Annotated in this window: 13 protein-coding genes; 3 read left to right on the top strand and 10 right to left on the bottom strand. The window is 72.3% G+C overall.

The features are described 5' to 3' along the window. Positions 1 to 22: 22 nt before the first annotated feature. The 3 genes from ACIA47_RS18255 to ACIA47_RS18245 are packed head-to-tail and all read right to left on the bottom strand — an operon-like array spanning position 23 to position 3,237. A complete protein-coding gene (locus ACIA47_RS18255; protein WP_396709265.1) occupies positions 23 to 934 on the bottom strand; it encodes a sulfotransferase family protein in 912 nt (303 codons plus the stop codon). Between the two features lie 3 nt (positions 935 to 937). Next, a complete protein-coding gene (locus ACIA47_RS18250; RefSeq protein ID WP_396709263.1) occupies positions 938 to 1,957 on the bottom strand; it encodes a sulfotransferase in 1,020 nt (339 codons plus the stop codon). After that, positions 1,954 to 3,237 carry a glycosyltransferase gene (locus ACIA47_RS18245; protein WP_396709261.1) on the bottom strand — a complete coding sequence of 428 codons (1,284 nt, stop codon included), beginning with the start codon at positions 3,235 to 3,237 and terminating at the stop codon, positions 1,954 to 1,956. Before ACIA47_RS18245 ends, ACIA47_RS18250 begins: the two co-directional genes overlap by 4 nt. 258 nt (positions 3,238 to 3,495) lie before the next feature. Here ACIA47_RS18245 and ACIA47_RS18240 point away from each other — a divergent pair, with 258 nt between their 5' ends. From ACIA47_RS18240 to ACIA47_RS18230, 3 genes are read left to right on the top strand one after another with little or no spacing between them, the layout of a single operon-like run. Then, positions 3,496 to 4,458, top strand: a complete 963-nt coding sequence (locus ACIA47_RS18240; protein ID WP_396709259.1) for a hypothetical protein — start codon at positions 3,496 to 3,498, stop codon at positions 4,456 to 4,458. Next, complete coding sequence (locus ACIA47_RS18235) at positions 4,451 to 5,230, top strand: sulfotransferase (RefSeq protein WP_203119573.1); 780 nt, start codon at positions 4,451 to 4,453, stop codon at positions 5,228 to 5,230. The genes ACIA47_RS18240 and ACIA47_RS18235 overlap by 8 nt, the downstream gene beginning before the upstream one ends. Further along, positions 5,227 to 6,708, top strand: coding sequence for a hypothetical protein (locus ACIA47_RS18230; protein WP_396709257.1), 1,482 nt, complete (start codon positions 5,227 to 5,229; stop codon positions 6,706 to 6,708). Before ACIA47_RS18235 ends, ACIA47_RS18230 begins: the two co-directional genes overlap by 4 nt. Positions 6,709 to 6,884: 176 nt before the next feature. Here the strand turns inward: ACIA47_RS18230 and ACIA47_RS18225 are convergent, their stop codons facing one another. The 7 genes from ACIA47_RS18225 to ACIA47_RS18195 form a co-directional block, all read right to left on the bottom strand. Next, a complete protein-coding gene (locus ACIA47_RS18225; protein WP_203119567.1) occupies positions 6,885 to 7,739 on the bottom strand; it encodes a sulfotransferase in 855 nt (284 codons plus the stop codon). Next, complete coding sequence (locus tag ACIA47_RS18220) at positions 7,736 to 9,325, bottom strand: flippase (protein ID WP_203119565.1); 1,590 nt, start codon at positions 9,323 to 9,325, stop codon at positions 7,736 to 7,738. The genes ACIA47_RS18225 and ACIA47_RS18220 overlap by 4 nt, the downstream gene beginning before the upstream one ends. 31 nt (positions 9,326 to 9,356) lie before the next feature. Beyond that, positions 9,357 to 10,370, bottom strand: coding sequence for a Wzz/FepE/Etk N-terminal domain-containing protein (locus ACIA47_RS18215; RefSeq protein ID WP_396709254.1), 1,014 nt, complete (start codon positions 10,368 to 10,370; stop codon positions 9,357 to 9,359). Positions 10,371 to 10,394: 24 nt separating this feature from the next. After that, positions 10,395 to 11,852, bottom strand: coding sequence for an O-antigen ligase family protein (locus tag ACIA47_RS18210; protein ID WP_396709252.1), 1,458 nt, complete (start codon positions 11,850 to 11,852; stop codon positions 10,395 to 10,397). A 180-nt stretch (positions 11,853 to 12,032) separates the two neighbouring features. Next, positions 12,033 to 13,325 (bottom strand): glycosyltransferase family 4 protein, encoded by a 1,293-nt coding sequence (locus ACIA47_RS18205; RefSeq protein ID WP_396709250.1) that lies wholly within the window; start codon positions 13,323 to 13,325, stop codon positions 12,033 to 12,035. 244 nt (positions 13,326 to 13,569) lie between these two features. After that, positions 13,570 to 15,846 (bottom strand): catalase/peroxidase HPI, encoded by a 2,277-nt coding sequence (gene katG / locus ACIA47_RS18200; protein WP_396709248.1) that lies wholly within the window; start codon positions 15,844 to 15,846, stop codon positions 13,570 to 13,572. Beyond that, complete coding sequence (locus tag ACIA47_RS18195) at positions 15,843 to 16,298, bottom strand: Fur family transcriptional regulator (RefSeq protein ID WP_396709358.1); 456 nt, start codon at positions 16,296 to 16,298, stop codon at positions 15,843 to 15,845. Before ACIA47_RS18195 ends, katG begins: the two co-directional genes overlap by 4 nt. Between the last annotated feature and the right edge of the window lie 137 nt (positions 16,299 to 16,435).

The raw sequence follows: 16,435 nt of genomic DNA, 5'->3' as shown, positions 1-16,435 counted from the left end.
GCGAGGGCTTCGACACCCGCCCCTAGACCGGGTAGCCCCACTCGGCCAGCGACTTCTCCAGCACCCGTTCGATCGCGGCGAGCTGCGCCGGGCTGAGTTCGTCCCGGTACGCCTCCGCCCGGCCCACTGTGAAGTCGTACCGGGAGAAGCCCTTCTCGAAGGTGGTGGACCAGCTCAGCCCGAGGAAGTCGAGCATCCGGCCGACCTGCTCGCGCGGCTGCTCGACCAGGTCCTCGTAGCGCACGTCCAACCACTGGCCGGCCGGGTGCCGCAGCCGGGCCTGCGCGAAGGCGTCCATCAGCATCTTCCAGCCCAGCGCGGCGAGCACCTGGAAGGAGCGACCGGACTCGGCCCACTCCTCGCGCAGGTCGGACGGGAGCGGGCCGTAGATCCAGTTGTCCGGCCCGCGCCAGCCGTCCCACCAGCCCATCTGGAGCCACGAGTTGGCCACCGCCCGGCCGTCGCGCACCACGTTGACCACCCGCAGCTCCGGGTACGCGGCGTGCAGCAGGCCGGTTCGCGGCCACCCCGTGACGTGCTGCACCAACTGCTGACAGCCCTGCCGCGCGATCCGCTCGTCGAAGAAGGCCCGCAGCCGCCGGGCCACGAACGGGGTCAGGTCCTCGGCCACCAGGTCCCGACAGGGTCGGGAGAAGCCGGCCAGCACCTGCCGGTCGAGCAGGTGGTACGCCTCCGACGGCGCCACCCGGAGCCGGCCCCGCTCCAGCAACCGTCGACTGTGTCGCAACGAGGTCATCCCCGCCGGGCGCGGCGCCGAACGCCGGTAGAGCGCTCCGTTGAACCTGCCCTTGGGATTCAGCCGGGCCAGTTTGTCGTCCAGGCCGGAGACGAAGCCGACCGCTGGATGCCGGGAGAGCAACTCCTGGACCAGTGTCGAACCGCAGCGACCGGTGCCCACCACCAGTGAGAGCATCGTTCAGCCTTCCTGCCGGGTGGCGGGTGACGGGGAGACGGTCGGGTCCGCGGCGAGGCGGGCGGCGGGAGAGGTGCCCGCCGGGCGGCGCAACGGGTAACCGAAGCGGGGCAGGGCCACTGCGGTCAGCCCGGTCACCACTGCGTACGCGCGGGTGGGGAGCCGGGTCAACCACTCGGTGTCGGCGACCACATTGACCAGCCCGGTGCGGTGCCGCGACGGGTTGCCGGCCACCGAGTGGGTGGGGGCGAGCCGCACCGTGGCCGGTGTCGGGAACGGAAGCTCGTCGGGGGTCGCGCCGACGAAGCCGGCGATCCGGGCGGTGGCGCCGGCCGGGTCGGCCACGAAGTCCTCGTACCGCACCCGCAGGTAGCGGCCGGGCGCACGGCGGCGGTCGCCCCACAGTCGTACCGTCGCGGTGTTCCAGACCAGCCAGAGCAGCGCGGCCTTGCCGACCGGTGGCCGGCTCATCAGCTCATCGTCGGCGCGCCCGTCCAGTGGGCGTCGGCGACGCCAGGAGTACGCGGTGGCGCGCGGGTCTCGCACCACGTGCAGGACGTACAGGTCGATGCCGGGCAGGCTGCCGAGCAGGGCGCCGTACGGCGGCAGCTTGGAGGAGTCGACGATGACACCGTCCGACCGGCCGGCCAGGGCGTGCTCGGCGATCGAGGCGTAGAGCCGGGCCAGCTGCGTGTCGTCGGGGTGGCCCGCGACCGGCGGCTGCCCCCGACGCTGGCGGCGCAGCAGTGCGGGTACTCCGCGCAGCCGCAGCCGCTGGGCCAACCGGGCGGCGATCCCGGCCGGGTCGGCGTCGGTCAGGTCGGCGCGCACCCGGGCCCAGAGCGGGCAGTCGGCGACCGGGGAGCCGCAGCCGCAGGGTCGGTTCTCCAGGAGGCCGCGTCGCCACAGGTATCGCAGCTCGCCCGCCGCGAAGAAGCCCGGCAACTGTCCCAGGACCGTGGTCACCAGCGTGCTGCCACTGCGACCACTGCCGGCGAGGTAGAGCACCCGTACCGGGTTCACCGGGCCGCTCCCCCACCGGCGGTGGCCCGGCCGGCCCGCCGCCGCGACGGCAGCGCCTCGGCGGCCTCCGCGTACAGCCCACGGATCCGGTCCAGGTGCCGGTCCGGGGCGAACTGGGCGGCGATCTTCGCCCGGCCGGCCCGGCCCATCCGGTACGCCCGTTCGGGGTCGGCCAGCAGGTCGTTCAGCGCGTCGCCGAGGGCCGTCGGCGCATCGGCGGCGACAACGTGGCCATCCAGCTCGGCCTCGATCAGCTCGGGAAGTCCGCCCAGGTCGGTGGCGACCACCGGCACACCGCAGGCGAACGCCTCCAGCACCGCCATCGGCTGGTTCTCGTGCCACCGGGACGGGACGGCGGCCACCGCCGCCGAGCGGATCAGCTCGTGCAGGCGCGGCTTGTCGAGACGGCCGTGGAACCGGACCCGGCCGGGCACCCGCCGCGCGGCGAGCGCCTCCAACTCCGGGCGGGCCGGGCCGTCTCCGGCGATGTCCACGCTGACCCCGGGCGGCAGCGCGGCAGCCGCCTCGATCAGCACGTCGACACCCTTCTCCGGCGCCAGCCGGCCGGCGAAGACGACACCGCCGCCGGGCGTCTGCTTGGCCGCCACGCCGGTCAGGTCGACGAAGTGGTTGACCACCCGCAGCCGGTCCGGGTAGACGCCCGCGCGGCGCATCACGTCGGCCAGGAACCCGCTCGGGCTGACGAAGAACTGCACCGGGTCGTACGCGTCGAGCTGACGGTGCAACCAGGACTCGACGGCGAGCAGGCCACTGCGCGACAGCGATCCGTCCTTGCAGCGGCGACGGGCCGCCTGCAACGGGCCACCGGTGACGCACGCCTGGCAGGGGCGGCCCCGGTCGAGCAGTTGGTAGCTCGGGCAGGCGAGCTTGTAGTCGTGCATGGTCAGCACGCACGGCACACCGGCGGCGCGGGCCGCGGCGAGCACCGACGGGGAGAGCTGGTGGTAGATGTTGTGCAGGTGCAGCACGTCCGGCCGAAAGTCGTCGATCACCCGGGCCAGCCCGCGGCGGCTCGTCGGTGACCACAGCATCCGACCGACGGCCACGGCGCGGGGCCGCACCCCGCTCGGCACCGGCTCCAACTCCACTTCGGACGGAAACCGCGCGGCGTACGGCAGCGGTGACTCGTTCTCCGGGTGGCTCATCCCGAAGTAGGCGACCGTGTCACCCGCGGCCCGTTGCAGGTCGGCGAGGTCGAGCAGATACCCCTCCGCGCCGCCACGGCGGTAGAGGAACTTGTTCACATGCAGCACGCGCATCGACTCGGCCTGCTCACGTCGATCGGGCGAACCGGGCCCGGAGGTGGTGACCGGGGTCTGCCCGCCCCGGCCAGGGCCCACGGTATGCAGGGCGGGTCGGCGAGTCCAGCTCACATTTGGCATGTGGCTGAACGGGTGATCTTCGTCTGCCCGTGCGGTCCGCAGCCTGGCCTCCCGCCATGATCTCCCGATAGCCTGGCTGCCGCCGGTCGCACCCGCCCTGGTGCAGGGGCGGGCCGGTGTCCGACGAGGAGGACCGTGGCAGCCGACGACGAGGTCTCCGCGCTCGCGTACACCGCGCGGCGGGTCCGGCGGCATCTGCGCTGGGCGCGTACCGAGGGGATCGGACGGCTGATCGAGGAGGACCGCCTCAACCCGGTCGACCGGATCGGTACCGCCCTGGCGAAGCGACGCTGGCGCCGCCGAGCCGGCCGGACGCCCGGCTCGGCGATGCCCGTCTACCTGGTCGGTCTGCAACGCTCCGGCACGAACATGCTGGTCCGGGGCCTGGACGCCGCCGGAGAGGTCGAGGTCCGCAACGAGAACGACAGCACCCTCTTCCGCCGCTTCCAACTGCGCCCCGACCCGGTGCTGACCGCCACCCTCCACCGCAGCCGGCACGCGTACGTCCTGGTCAAGCCGCTCTGCGAGAGCCACCGCGTGGACGAGCTGCTGGCCCTGCCGGGGGTGACGCCGGGGCGCGCGCTCTGGGTCTACCGCGACGTCGACGACCGGGCCCGCTCCGAGGTCGCCAAGTTCGGTGACGCGAACCTGCGGGCCCTGCGCGCCATCGCCGACGGCAGCATCGGCCGCCGGTGGCAGGGGCAACGCCTCGACGCCGACACCATCGAGCTGATCCGGGTCCACGACCCGCAACGGTTGGATCCGCACAGCGGCGCCGCGCTGTTCTGGTACGTCCGCAACTCGCTGTTCTTCCAGCTCGGCCTGGACCGGCGGGCCGACGTGCTGCTCTGCCGCTACGAGAGCCTGGTCACCGATCCCGCCGCGCAGCTCCGGCGGCTCTGCGCCTTCCTCGACTTCCCCTACCATCCCCGGCTGCACGCGCACATCGCCCCACGCACGTCGCACGGTGCGGCCGGCCACCGACGGCTACCGATCGACCCGCGCGTCCGGGCCCGCTGCGACGAGCTGACCGACCGGCTCGACCGCGCCGCGGCCGACACCCCATCCGAGACGACGAAGGCGGTTGACAGTGGGTGAGACCGGAACCAGTACCGCGCCGATCTTCCTGGTCGGCTGCCAGCGGTCGGGCACCACGATGGTGCGCCTCGTCCTGGACTCGCACTCGCGGATCAGCTGCGGCCCGGAGACCCGGTTCCTGCCGGACCTGCGACGGATCGTTGGCCGGGACTGGGAACGACTGGCCCGCTTCGGTTTTCCGCGCGAGGACTGGCTGCGTCGGATCCGGGACTTCTTCGGCGGCGTGCACGCCGACTACGCCGCCGCGCGGGGCAAGACCCGGTGGGCCGACAAGACCCCGCTGTACGCGATGTCGCTCGACTTCGTCACCGAGGTCTTCCCGGACGCCCAGATCGTGCACCTCATCCGGGACGGACGCGACGTGGTGGTCTCGCACCGCAAACGGTTCGGCTACTGGTCCGCTGTGAAGTGCGTGGTGAAGTGGCCTCGCTACATCCGCGCCGCGCGGGCCGTCGGCGCCACCCTGCCGGCGGACCGCTACTACGAGCTGCGGTACGAGCAGGCGGTCAGCGAGCCGGAGAAGGCGATGCGGGGCCTCTTCGAGTTCCTCGGCGAGCCCTGGGAGGACGGCATCCTCGACTACGACAGCAAGCAGCACGACGTGGCCCAGAAGTACACCACCGAGGCGGAGCGACGACGCGCGGCCGTGGGCGACACCGCGCCGATCTACGGCTCCCGGGTGGGCAGCTACCGCCGCGAACTCGACCCGTTCCTCCGCCTGCTGGTCTGGGTCTTCTCCGGTCCGACCCTGCGCGCGCTGGGCTACCGGTGACCCGCCCCGGCCGGCTGCGCGCGGTCGCCACCGCCGTCGCCACCACCCTTCTGCTCACCGCCGGCTGCACCGCCGGCGGCGACGATCCGCCACCTGCGGCCACCCCCTCCGCGACGGCGGCGCCCGGAGCCGGCACGCCGGGGCGCACCGCCGACCAGGTGAGCAACCCGTTCGGCGCGCACTGGGACTGGTCGCGATATGAGCAGTTCGAGCCGTACCTGCGCCGGCTCGCCGGTTCGGCGACGTACGAGGAGATCTCCTGGTGCGACATCGAACGGACCTCGGGGCAGGCCGACTGGGCCGCGCTGGACGAGATAGCGTCGCGCAGCCGGGAGCTGGGCATCACAGTGCACCTGAAGATCCGCACCGGCGTGTGCTGGGCGACCGGTGGCACCGCCCGCTACACCCGGGGCGCGGCGAACAAGACCGAGTCGGCCATGCCCACCGACCTCGGCGCGTACCAGCGGTTCGTCCGCTCGGTGGTGCAGCGCTACGGCCCGTACGGAGTGCGGGAGTACGCCATCGAGAACGAGGTCAACGCGCCGAGCTACTGGGCCGGCAGCCCCGAGGAGTACGCGCGGCTGGTCCGGGCCGCCGCCGAGACGATCCGCGCGACCGACCCGAAGGCGCGGGTGGTCGACTCCGGCATCAGCAGCGTCGCGTACGGCATGGGTGTCGCCGACCGGCTGGTACGCGCCGGTCGGGTGCCCGAGGCCATCGCCGCCTACCAGGCGTACTTCCAACGTCGGGTCGGCACCCGGGGGCAGCAGATCCCGGCGGTGACCGGGGAGGCGCAGCTGCGCCGGGCACTCGCCACCGAGACCAACAGCCGCAGCCTGCGCTTCCTGGCGGTGACCGAGTCGCTGCTGACCGACCGCACCGTCGACGTCCGTCAGGTGCACTTCTACGAGCACTTCAGCGGGGTGGCCCCGCTGCTGGACTACCTACGCGCCACCACACCGCCGGGTGTGCCGATCCAGGCGTGGGAGGTCGGGCAGTTCTGGCGCGACGGCGACGGCGACCCGGCCAGCCGGGCGGCGGAGATGGTCAAGACGGTCACCCTGCTGGTCGGCGGCGGGATCGGCGAGATCAGTTGGCTGCCGTTGGCGTACAACCCGAACAACGCCGCCGGCAGCGAGGTCCGCTACGGCCTGCTCGACCCGGACGGCGGCGAACGGGAGGCCGGCCGGATGCTGGCCGCCCTGGCCGACGCGGCCCGGGACGCCACCGTCACCCCGCTGCCCGCCCCGGTGGCCGGCAGGCTGCACGGGGTCGCGTTCGTCCGGGGCGGGACGAGCACGCTGGTGCTCTGGTCGGCGTCGAACACGCCGGTGACCGTGCCGGCGACACCGGGCGGACGGACCGGGGCGGTGGGTTCCCCGCTGGGCGCGGCCGGTGGCGGCACCACAGTCACCGACGTCCCCGTCCTGCTCCGCGCCGACCAGCCGGTGGACCGGATCCTCGCCGCCGTCCGCTAACCCATTCCTGACGAAGGTTGACGAACGGCAGGTGTCGACCTCACCCCGCCGATCTTGCACTTTCTGTCGCCGTCTCACGGCTTCTGTGACTTATGTCGGGGCAGAAAGTGCAAGATCGGCGGGCTGCGGCGGCGGGTGGGCCCGGCCTGGACCGGGCGACACGTCCGAAACGCGCGCTAGGCGGCGGGCCAGGGATCGGGCCAGCCCAACAGGGCCGCCAGTCGCTCGTTGTGCGGCGCGAAGTACGCGCCCAGACGCTCGCGCAGAGCCGGGGTCAGCTGCGAGACGCCGTGGTCGACGCGACGGGTGTGCCTGGTGAACGCCTCGGGGGTGAAGGCCGGCAGGCCGAGGAAGCGCAGCATGTCGCCGTACGTGCCGGCCGGGTCGGTGTGCAGGTCTTCGGTCCGGGCGACGTGGATCCGTTCCCGCGGGACCTGCGCGAACCACCGGTCCAACTGCTCGGCGTAGCGACCCCGGGCCGCGTACGAATAATTACGCAACGCCCGGTGCGCGGCGGCGCTGTCCGGGCCGCCGCGCGTCGCCCGGGCCAGCCGCTCCTCCTCCGCGTCGAGCGCGTCCGCGAAGGACAGCGACTCCAAGCCGTAGGAGCGGGTGTGCAGGTAGTGCGAGTAGGCCCGCTGCACCGGATCCCGCAGCAGGACGACGAAGCGGGCCTGCGGCAGGGTCGCCGCGACCCGGGCCGGCACCCTCGGATGGAACAGGTAGTAGGGGCTCGCCTCGAACGTGCGCTCACCCGGGGCGAGGCGCGGGAAGTGCCCCCGGTACCACCGCACCCCCCGACCATGGTGGACGCTGAAGTACTGCAACTCCTTACCGCTGGCCACCCGGACCTGGGGATGCGCGGCGAGATGGTGGTACAGCGACGTGGTGCCGCAGCGCTGCCCACCGATCACCAGGAAGTCGGGCAGCGGACCAGGCTCTCCCGGCCGGGCCGCGCGTCCCCAGGCCCGCGCCGCGCGTACCCCCCGACGCAGCCGGTCGGTGACCTGACGCCGCGCGACGCCGGTCACGAGCGGACCACGGGACGGCCGGCGCCCACACCGGCACCGTCGGCGGGGCCGGCCGGGTCGGCTGGGGCGCGTCGACCACCTCGGCGGGTCACCGAGCGCAACACCATGACGTCCTCCCGACTGAGCCCGAGGGCGAGCACCACGGCGAGGTACGCCGCCACGATCGCGGCCAGACCGACCGCGAGCTGCGCGGTCCCGCCCTCGACCAACCACCGCACACCGAACCCGACGCCCATCGCGACCAGCGCGGCGATCAGGCCCTTGACCATGCCGGCCGTCACCGGCACGGTGTGCACCTGCGCGCGCACCTGCCAGACCCGGGCGACGTTCACCGTCGCCAACGACACCGCCCAGGCCACCGCCGCGCCGAGAATGCCGTACGCCGGGATGAGCCAGAGGTTGAGCAGGACGTTGAGCAGCAGGGCCGCGAGGTTGTCCACCATGTTGACCGAGACCCGGCCGGACATGTTCAGCAGCGTCCCGCAGGGCCCGGTGGCGGCGTTGACGAGCTGGCCGAGCGCCAGCACCACAGTCACCGCCGCACCACCGGCCAGACCCGGCCCGCCGACCAGCCGCAGCAACTGCTCCGGGAAGACCAGCAACGCCACGAAGGCCGGCAACGACAGCCGGAGCACCCAACCGGTGGCGACCCGGTAGATCCGGCGTACCTCGTCCAGTCGACCCTGGTGGTAGAGGTGCGCCAGGTGCGGACCGAACGAGGCGTTCACCGGTGCCAGCACGAACACCGCGATCGTGACCAGCCGGGTCGCCACGTGGTAGACGCCGATCGCGTCGGGACCGTAGTCGAAGAAGCCGAGCAGCAACGCGTCCACCCAGATCAGCCCGGTGGACGACAACGAGGAGACCCAGCTGACTGTGGAGAACCGGAACAGCTCGCCCGGCCGGTACGCGGGCCGGGCGGCGGGCACCCGGCGCACCATCCGCGCCAGCGCCACGAGGGCGAGCCCGGCCGCGCTCCAGCTCGCCGCCACCAGCGCCCAGAACGCACCGGTCAGGCCCGCCCCGAGGACGAGCGCCAGCGCGGTGAGCACCAGCCGGGCGGCCGGCTCGTAGACCTGGCCGATGAGCGCGTAGGCCCGCTGCGTGCGCCACCCCCGGGTGGCCGCGAGCGCGGCCTCGCAGACGGTCGCGGCGGGCAGGCAGAGCGCCGCCAACCGCAGCCCGGTGGTGAGCTGCGGGTCGTGCAGGGCGTCGGCGAGCCACGGCGCGCCGACCGCCAGGCCGAGGGCGATCACTGTGGACGCCACGGCCGAGATGCCGATCCCGAGGCGGATCGTGCCCCGGAGGGCGGCCGGCTCGTCGTCGGCGAGGTGCACCGCCACGAACCGGGTCAGCCCGGCCCGGAAACCGGAGAGCGAGAGCAGCCCCAGCAGCGACAGCACGGCGTAGACCTGGGCGTACCGGCCGAGTTCGCGTACACCCAGAACCCGGGCCAGCAACAGCATGACCAGGAAGAGCGCCACCTGGCTGAGCACGGCGCTGCCCAGGTTCAGCACACCGCCGCGGGCCATGCCGCGTACCTGCTGGTCGCCGGCCTCCGGCGCGGCCGGCGACCGGCCGGTCACCTCGCGCACCCGGCGGCCCGTTCTCCGACGGTCACGGCCGTGCCGCGGTCACGGTCTCCGCCGGCGCCGAGGGGGCCGCGGTGGTCGCCGCCGGGGCCACCGGCCGGGCGGCGGCACGACCCCGGGAGAGCAGTTCGAGTACGCCCACCAGCAGCACCCCGAGCAGCAGACCCGCACCGCCCACCGGCAGGGCGGTGCGCACCAGCTCCGTCATCCGGCTCACCTCGTGCGCCTCGCCGATGCTGGTCACCTGCAACGGATCGGCGGCCTGGGCCTGCGCCCGCGCCGCCTGCAACCCTTCCCGCGCCTGGGAGAGGGCGTTGGTGGCCGCGTCCCGCTGGGCGAGCAGGGCCTGGTAGTCGGGGAGCTTCGGCCCCAGCTCGTCGAGCTTCTTCTGAGCGGCGGTGATCGCGGCGGTCGCCGCGTCGACACCCCGGCCGTTGCCGACCGCCTGCATGGAGAGCTGCTGCTGGCGCAGACTGGTCAGCTCGCCCAGCGTGGCCTGGTAGATCCGGTCCGGCTGGGAGACCTTGTTCGCCTTCTCCCACTCACCGATCGCCTTGGTCGCGGCTGTGACGTCGGCGTTGGCCGCCTCGACCTCACCGGTGGCGATGCCGACCTGGGAGGAGAAGAGGAAGGCCAGCGCCCGGGTGGTGGTCGCGGTCAGCACCGGCGCGACAGTCGCCCGGTCGCCGGCGGTGTACGTCACCTCCAACTGGCTGCTCGCGCCGACCTGGGTGATGGCAAGCCCGTCACGCAACCGCTCCGGCGACACCCCGGTGTCAGTGGCCACGTCGGCGAGGACGCGGGGTGAGGTGACCGCCGCGCCGAACGCCGCGACGAACTGGTTCGCCGCCTGCGTACCGGTGTACTGCGTCCCGGCCGCGCCGCCCACCAGCGCCGGCGCCGCCACGTACGCGGTCCCGCTGAACTGCTGTGGCGCGAGCAGGACGATGGCGGCCGCGGCGCCGGTGGCGAGCACCGGCACCCCCACGAGTACCCAGAGGCGCCGCCGGGCGACCCGCAGGTAGTCGACGATCTCCACTTTTTCCCCAATGCTGTCGTTCAGTCAAACCGGGACGGACGTGCCTCGTGGCTGCTCGCCGGTCAGGTTCGGAGCCGGTTGGCGGGCGATCACGCTGGCCGCCGCGGCGAACGCGACGAAGTACCAGAGGGTGACCACGTTGGAAATGACGTTGGAGGCGGCGCTGACCGCCACGAACGCGGCGGCGCACCCGGTGAACCCGACCGCGACGCCGCGCTCGAAGCTGCCCGGAGGCGCGCGCCGCAGCGCGTTCCGCGCGGTGTGCAGGAAGGCGAACAGCATCAGCAGGTACGCCCCGAGACCGAGCAACCCGGTCTCCACGTACGCGCGCAGGAAGTCGTTGTGCGGCTTCTTCGCCTCGTCGGTCTCACGCTGAGTCATGTTCGGCCCGATGCCGGTCACCGGGTTCCGGTCGGCGAGCGTCACGATCTCGGTCCAGTAGCCGATCCGCCAGGCCAGGGTGTTTCCGGTCGGGTCTCCGCCGACCGCGCGCGACGTACCGAGTTGGGCGAAGCGTTCGCCGACGGCGGGCACCACTGCCACCCCGGCGACCGCCACCACGCAGAGGGTGACCAGCATCCGCTTGCTGCGATGCAGTGCGGCGACCACCACCAGGCCGATCGCCGCGCCGAGCAGGGCGCTGCGGGTGTTGCTGAGCAGCAGGAACAGCAGCGAGAGCGCGAGCAGCACCCCGAGGGACGCCCGCAGGCGACGATCCAGGAAGCGGTACACAGCGAACCCGAAGATCACCATGAACATCAGGTAGCGGCCGAACGTGGTCGACTGGCTGAACGTGCCGCTGATCCGGGTGAAGTCGCCCTTCACCTCGGCTGGCGGGTTGCCGAGCAGCGACATGACGACGGTGTAGCCCAGCGCCAGCACCAGGGAGGCGTAGCAGGCGAGCAGGACCCGACGGATCGCCGCGGTGTCCGGCATGAGCTGTTCCAGCACCACGAACATCACCACCACGGTGAGGATCCGCAACGCCTCCAACAGGCTGTTCGCCGGCCGGCTGGCACCGAGGGCGCTGACCACGCTGCTGGCTCCGACGAGCAGCATGGCCCAGCTGAGCGGGGAGCCGCGCAGCCGCCCGTGCCGGCTGAGCTGTGCGGCCAGCCAGAGCCCGGCGGCGAGGAGGAACAGCACCGCGAGCAGGGTGGAGGGGTCCACCGCCCGGGCCGTTCCGGCGGAGTCGGCCTGGCCGGCGCTCGGGCCGGTCAGCTTGAACAGGTCGACGCAGGAGCGCACCGCGAGCATCAGCAGCACGTACCCGGCGAAGCGGGTCAGCGCGAGGACGGCCACCGCGATCCCCGCGACCGCCGCGAGCGGCAGCACCATGCCCCTGCGGTCACCGGCCGCCATGGAGACACCCGCGACCACCGCCACGACCGCGGCGGCCAGCGCCGCCCCGCCGGTGAGCAGGCGGGTCGGGTCGAGCCGCTTGGTCATGAGCGGAGTGACCTGCTGCGTGTGTTGTTCCACTGATCCCACTGAACTGAATCGACGCTGCCCGGCCGCTGCCGGGCGCGGCCAACCGATGTCCTCCCGGCACAAGATCGGTTCAATCTAGTCCTGTCACCTCGACGGCAGAAGGGGCCGTTGCACCGACTGCTCCGTCCCCCGGGGGGCTGATCCGACACTCCCCCGGCTGAGGCCGTCCGGTCAGTCGGCGGCCTCCGTGGGTTGTGCCCGGACCCGGCGGCTCGGCTCCGGAGCCAGCCGGAGATAGAGCTGCTCCAACTCGCGGGCGGCGGTGTCCCAGCTGTACCTGTTGGTGATCCGCTCGCCCAGCGCCACGGCACCGGCCCGTTCAGCCGGCAGGTCGGCGAGCAGCGACGTCAACACCCGGACCAGGTCGTCCTCGTCGCCGTCGCGGAACAACCGCCCGCCGACGGTGTCGGACTTGAGCACCTCGACGTGCGGCGCGATGTCGCTGGCGACCACCGGTAGCCCGTACGCGGCCGCCTCCAGCAACGTCAACGGCAGTCCCTCCAACCGGGACGGTTGGACGAAGCCGGCGGCACCGGCGTACAGCTCAGCGAGCAGATCGCCGTAGGCGAACCCGGTGAAGACGATCCGCTCGTCCGCCCCTGCTTCCCGGCGCAGCCGGTCGACGAAGTCGTCGGTGAACGACGACCCTCCGACGATCGCCAGGCGCATCGGGGTCTCGGTCCGGCGGAAGGCCCGGATCAACAGGTCGGCCGCCTTCTCCGGCACCAGCCGACCGACCAGCAGCAGATAGCCGCCGGGGGTCAGCCCGAACCGGTCCTTGATCTGACGGGTCCGCGCTGGTCGGGCCGGGTTCACTCCGTTCGGGATGTAGGTCGTCGGGCGGCCGAACCGGGCGGAGTAGTGGGCGGCGAGCCCCTGGGAGACCGCCACCCGCTGGTGCGGGACGTACCCGCTGAACCAGTGGGCGCTGCCCAGCACCGCCCGCGCGGCGAGCCCCCACTTGCCCCGCTGGTTGTCCAGCCCGTGCACGGTCAACACCACGCGCGCCCGGGACAGGGCGCGCGGAAGTGGGGCGACCAGGGCCGGCCCGAGCCCGTGGTAGTGCACGATGTCGGGCCGCGCGGCCATCGCCGCCATGGTCGAGGTCGCCGCGTGCACGATGGCATCGAGGTGCTTGCTCGCGATCGTGTGGGTCTGGCGCAGCCGTACGCCCCGGTAGCCGTCGGCGGGCGTCTCGCCGTAGCTCCGACGGCAGTAGACGGTGACCTCGTGGCCGTAGCTGGCGAGCCGGCTGGCCATCTCCTCCACGTGCCGTTCGATCCCGCCGTAGGTCGCCGGCATCCCCTTCTGGCCGATCATCGCGATCCGCAGCGGACGCCAGGCGACGGCGCTGTCGGCGACGCCCGCTCGGGACCGCCGGGCGGGGACCACCCGCTGCCGGGGTATCGCAGGGCTTGCGGCGTGCTGGTCCACGTCCTCGGCCTGCAGGTCGGGATGGGCCACGTTGACTCCCTGCGTGACTAGGTCCGCGCCCGCCGCCCGGGCAGGGTCAACACCTTGCCATGGATGGGCCCGTCCGCCAGCTGATCAATGAGACAGGAAAATCATCCATGGGATTCGTCGCGAAGGGAATGGCACCGGGGGTGACATCGAGGTGGACGGCGCTGGTGCCGCGTCGAACGGCACGCGAACGGCGACGAGCCCCGGTCGACCACTGGGGTCGGCCGGGGCTCGTCGGTGCTACCTGTCAGGCGAGATCGAACCGGTCGAGCTCCATGACCTTGGTCCAGGCGGCCACGAAGTCCGCCACGAACTTGTCGCGGGCGTCCTGGCTGGCGTAGACCTCCGCGAGGGCACGCAGCTGCGAGTTGGACCCGAAGATGAGATCGACCGCGGTGGCGGTCCACTTCACCTCATCGGTGGCCAGGTCGCGAATCTCGTACACGTGCTCGTCGGACTTCGACGCGCTCCACCGGGTGCCCGGGGAGAGCAGGTTGGCGAAGAAGTCGTTGGTGAGCACGCCCGGCCGGTCGGTGAGGACACCGTGCTGGCTGCCGCCGACGTTGGCGCCGAGGGAGCGCAGGCCGCCGATGAGGACGGTCATCTCGGGCGCGGTCAGGTTGAGCATGTAGGCCCGGTCGATGAGCAGCACCTCCGGCTGGGTCTTCTCGCCGGCGCGCAGGTAGTTGCGGAAACCGTCGGCGCGCGGCTCCATGACCCGGAAGGAGTCGGTGTCGGTCTGCTCCTGGGTCGCGTCGGTGCGGCCCGGCCGGAACGGCACGGTCACCTCGACGCCAGCGTCCCGCGCGGCCTTCTCGACGGCGGCCGTACCGGCCAGCACGATCAGGTCGGCGAGCGAGATGGTCGCCCCACCAGCGGAGTTGAACTCCTGCTGGATGCCCTCCAGGGTGGCGAGGACGGTCGCCAGCTGCTCGGGCTGGTTGACCTCCCAGCTGCGCTGCGGCTCGAGGCGAATGCGGGCCCCGTTGGCGCCACCGCGCTTGTCGGTGTACCGGAAGCTCGCAGCCGAGGCCCAGGCGGTGGAGACCAGCTGGTCGATCGTGAGACCGGCCTGGAGGACCTTCGCCTTGAGGGCGGCGATGTCGGCGTCACCCACCAGCTCGTGGTCGACGGCCGGCACCGGGTCCTGCCACAGCTGCGGCTCGGCCACCCACGGCCCGAGGAAGCGCTCGATCGGGCCCATGTCGCGGTGCAGCAGCTTGTACCACGCCTTGGCGAAGGCCAGCGCGAACTCGTCGGGGTTCTCCAGGAAGCGGCGGGAGATCTTCTCGTACGCCGGGTCGACGCGCAGCGACAGGTCGGTCGTGAGCATCGTCGGACGGTGCTTCTTCGCCGGGTCGAAGGGGTCCGGGATGATCGCCTCGGCGTCCTTGGCGACCCACTGCTTGGCGCCACCCGGGCTGGTGGTGAGCTCCCACTCGTAGCCGAAGAGGATCTCGAAGAAGCGGTTGCTCCACTGCGTCGGCACGTCGGTCCACGTCACCTCGAGACCACTGGTGATCGTGTCGCCGCCCTTGCCGCTGCCGTGGGTGCTCAGCCAGCCCAGGCCCTGCGCCTCCAGCGGGGCACCCTCGGGCTCCGGGCCCACGTGGTTGTCGGCGACGCCGGCACCGTGGGTCTTACCGAAGGTGTGACCACCGGCGATCAGGGCGACGGTCTCCTCGTCGTTCATCGCCATCCGGCCGAAGGTCTCGCGGATGAAGTGCGCCGCCGCGGCCGGGTCCGCGTTACCGCGCGGGCCCTCCGGGTTGACGTAGATGAGCCCCATCTCGGTCGAGCCGACGCCGGCCGCCATCTCCTTCTCGGAGGCGTAGCGCTCGTCGCCCAGCCAGGTGTCCTCCGGACCCCAGAAGATCTCCTCGGGCTCCCAGACGTCCTCGCGACCGAAGCCGAAGCCGAAGGTCTTGAAGCCCATCGACTCCAGGGCGACGTTGCCGGCGAGCACGAGCAGGTCGGCCCAGGAGATCTTCTGGCCGTACTTCTGCTTCACCGGCCAGAGCAGCCGGCGGGCCTTGTCCAGGTTGGCGTTGTCCGGCCAGCTGTTCAGCGGCGCGAACCGCTGCCCACCGTCGCCGGCGCCGCCCCGACCGTCCTCGATGCGGTACGTGCCGGCGGCGTGCCAGCTCATCCGGATCATCAGGCCGCCGTAGTGGCCGAAGTCGGCCGGCCACCAGTCCTGCGAGGTGGTGAGCACCTCGACGATGTCGCGCTTGAGGGCCTCGACGTCGAGCTTCGCGAACTCCCTGGCGTAGCTGAAGTTCTCGCCCAGCGGGTTGCCCTTGGACGAGTGGGCATGCAGCACCGAGAGGTCGAGCTGGTTGGGCCACCAGTCCCGGTTGGTGCGCGGACGACCGCCGGTCTTCGGGGTCGGCGAGTCGATCGCCGGGTTCTCACTCTCGCTGCCGTGCGCGGTCACCGAGTCGTGCGCGACCGGGCAGCCGGCCGCTGCCTTCTGGTCCACGCCCTGCGCACTGGTGGGGCCGTTGTCCTGGGTGTCGCTCATGTACTTCCTTCCGAGCTTGCGGATCTCTGGGGCGTGCGTTCGGTCGCGCAGTCGGGGCAGGTGCCCCAGTAGACGACCTCCGCCTCGTCGACCGTGAAACCGTGGTCGCCGGAGGCGGTGAGACAGGGTGCGTGACCGACGGCGCAGTCGACGTCGGCGATGGCGCCGCAGGAGCGGCACACGACATGGTGGTGATTGTCCGCGATCCGGGACTCGTAGCGGGCGGTCGCCCCGGCCGGCTGGATGCGCCGCACCAGGCCGGCGTCGGTGAGCACCCGCAGCACGTCGTACACCGCCTGGTGGGAGACCGCGGGATGGTCCGCGCGGACCAGCTCGATCACCGCGTCGGTGCCGACGTGCGGGTGGTCGCGCAGCGCCGCGAGCACCGCCAACCGGGGCCGGGTCACGCGCAACGAGGCAGCCCGCAGCTGCGCCTCGAAGTCGGACATCACGGGTACGAACACTAGCTCACTATTTTGGAACGAATCAAGTTTTGCGCCGCTCGCGGTGCCCCAACGGCGGACGATTCACCCGAGGTTAACCTGCGGGAGGAGAAAAACCGGACAGCCATGTCGAGAAGTGCCGACCG

Source organism: Micromonospora sp. NPDC051227, assembly GCF_044455385.1.
Classification (GTDB): domain Bacteria; phylum Actinomycetota; class Actinomycetes; order Mycobacteriales; family Micromonosporaceae; genus Micromonospora.
The sequence above is the reverse complement of the archived record's forward strand: the minus strand, read 5'-3'. Positions and strand labels throughout refer to the sequence as shown.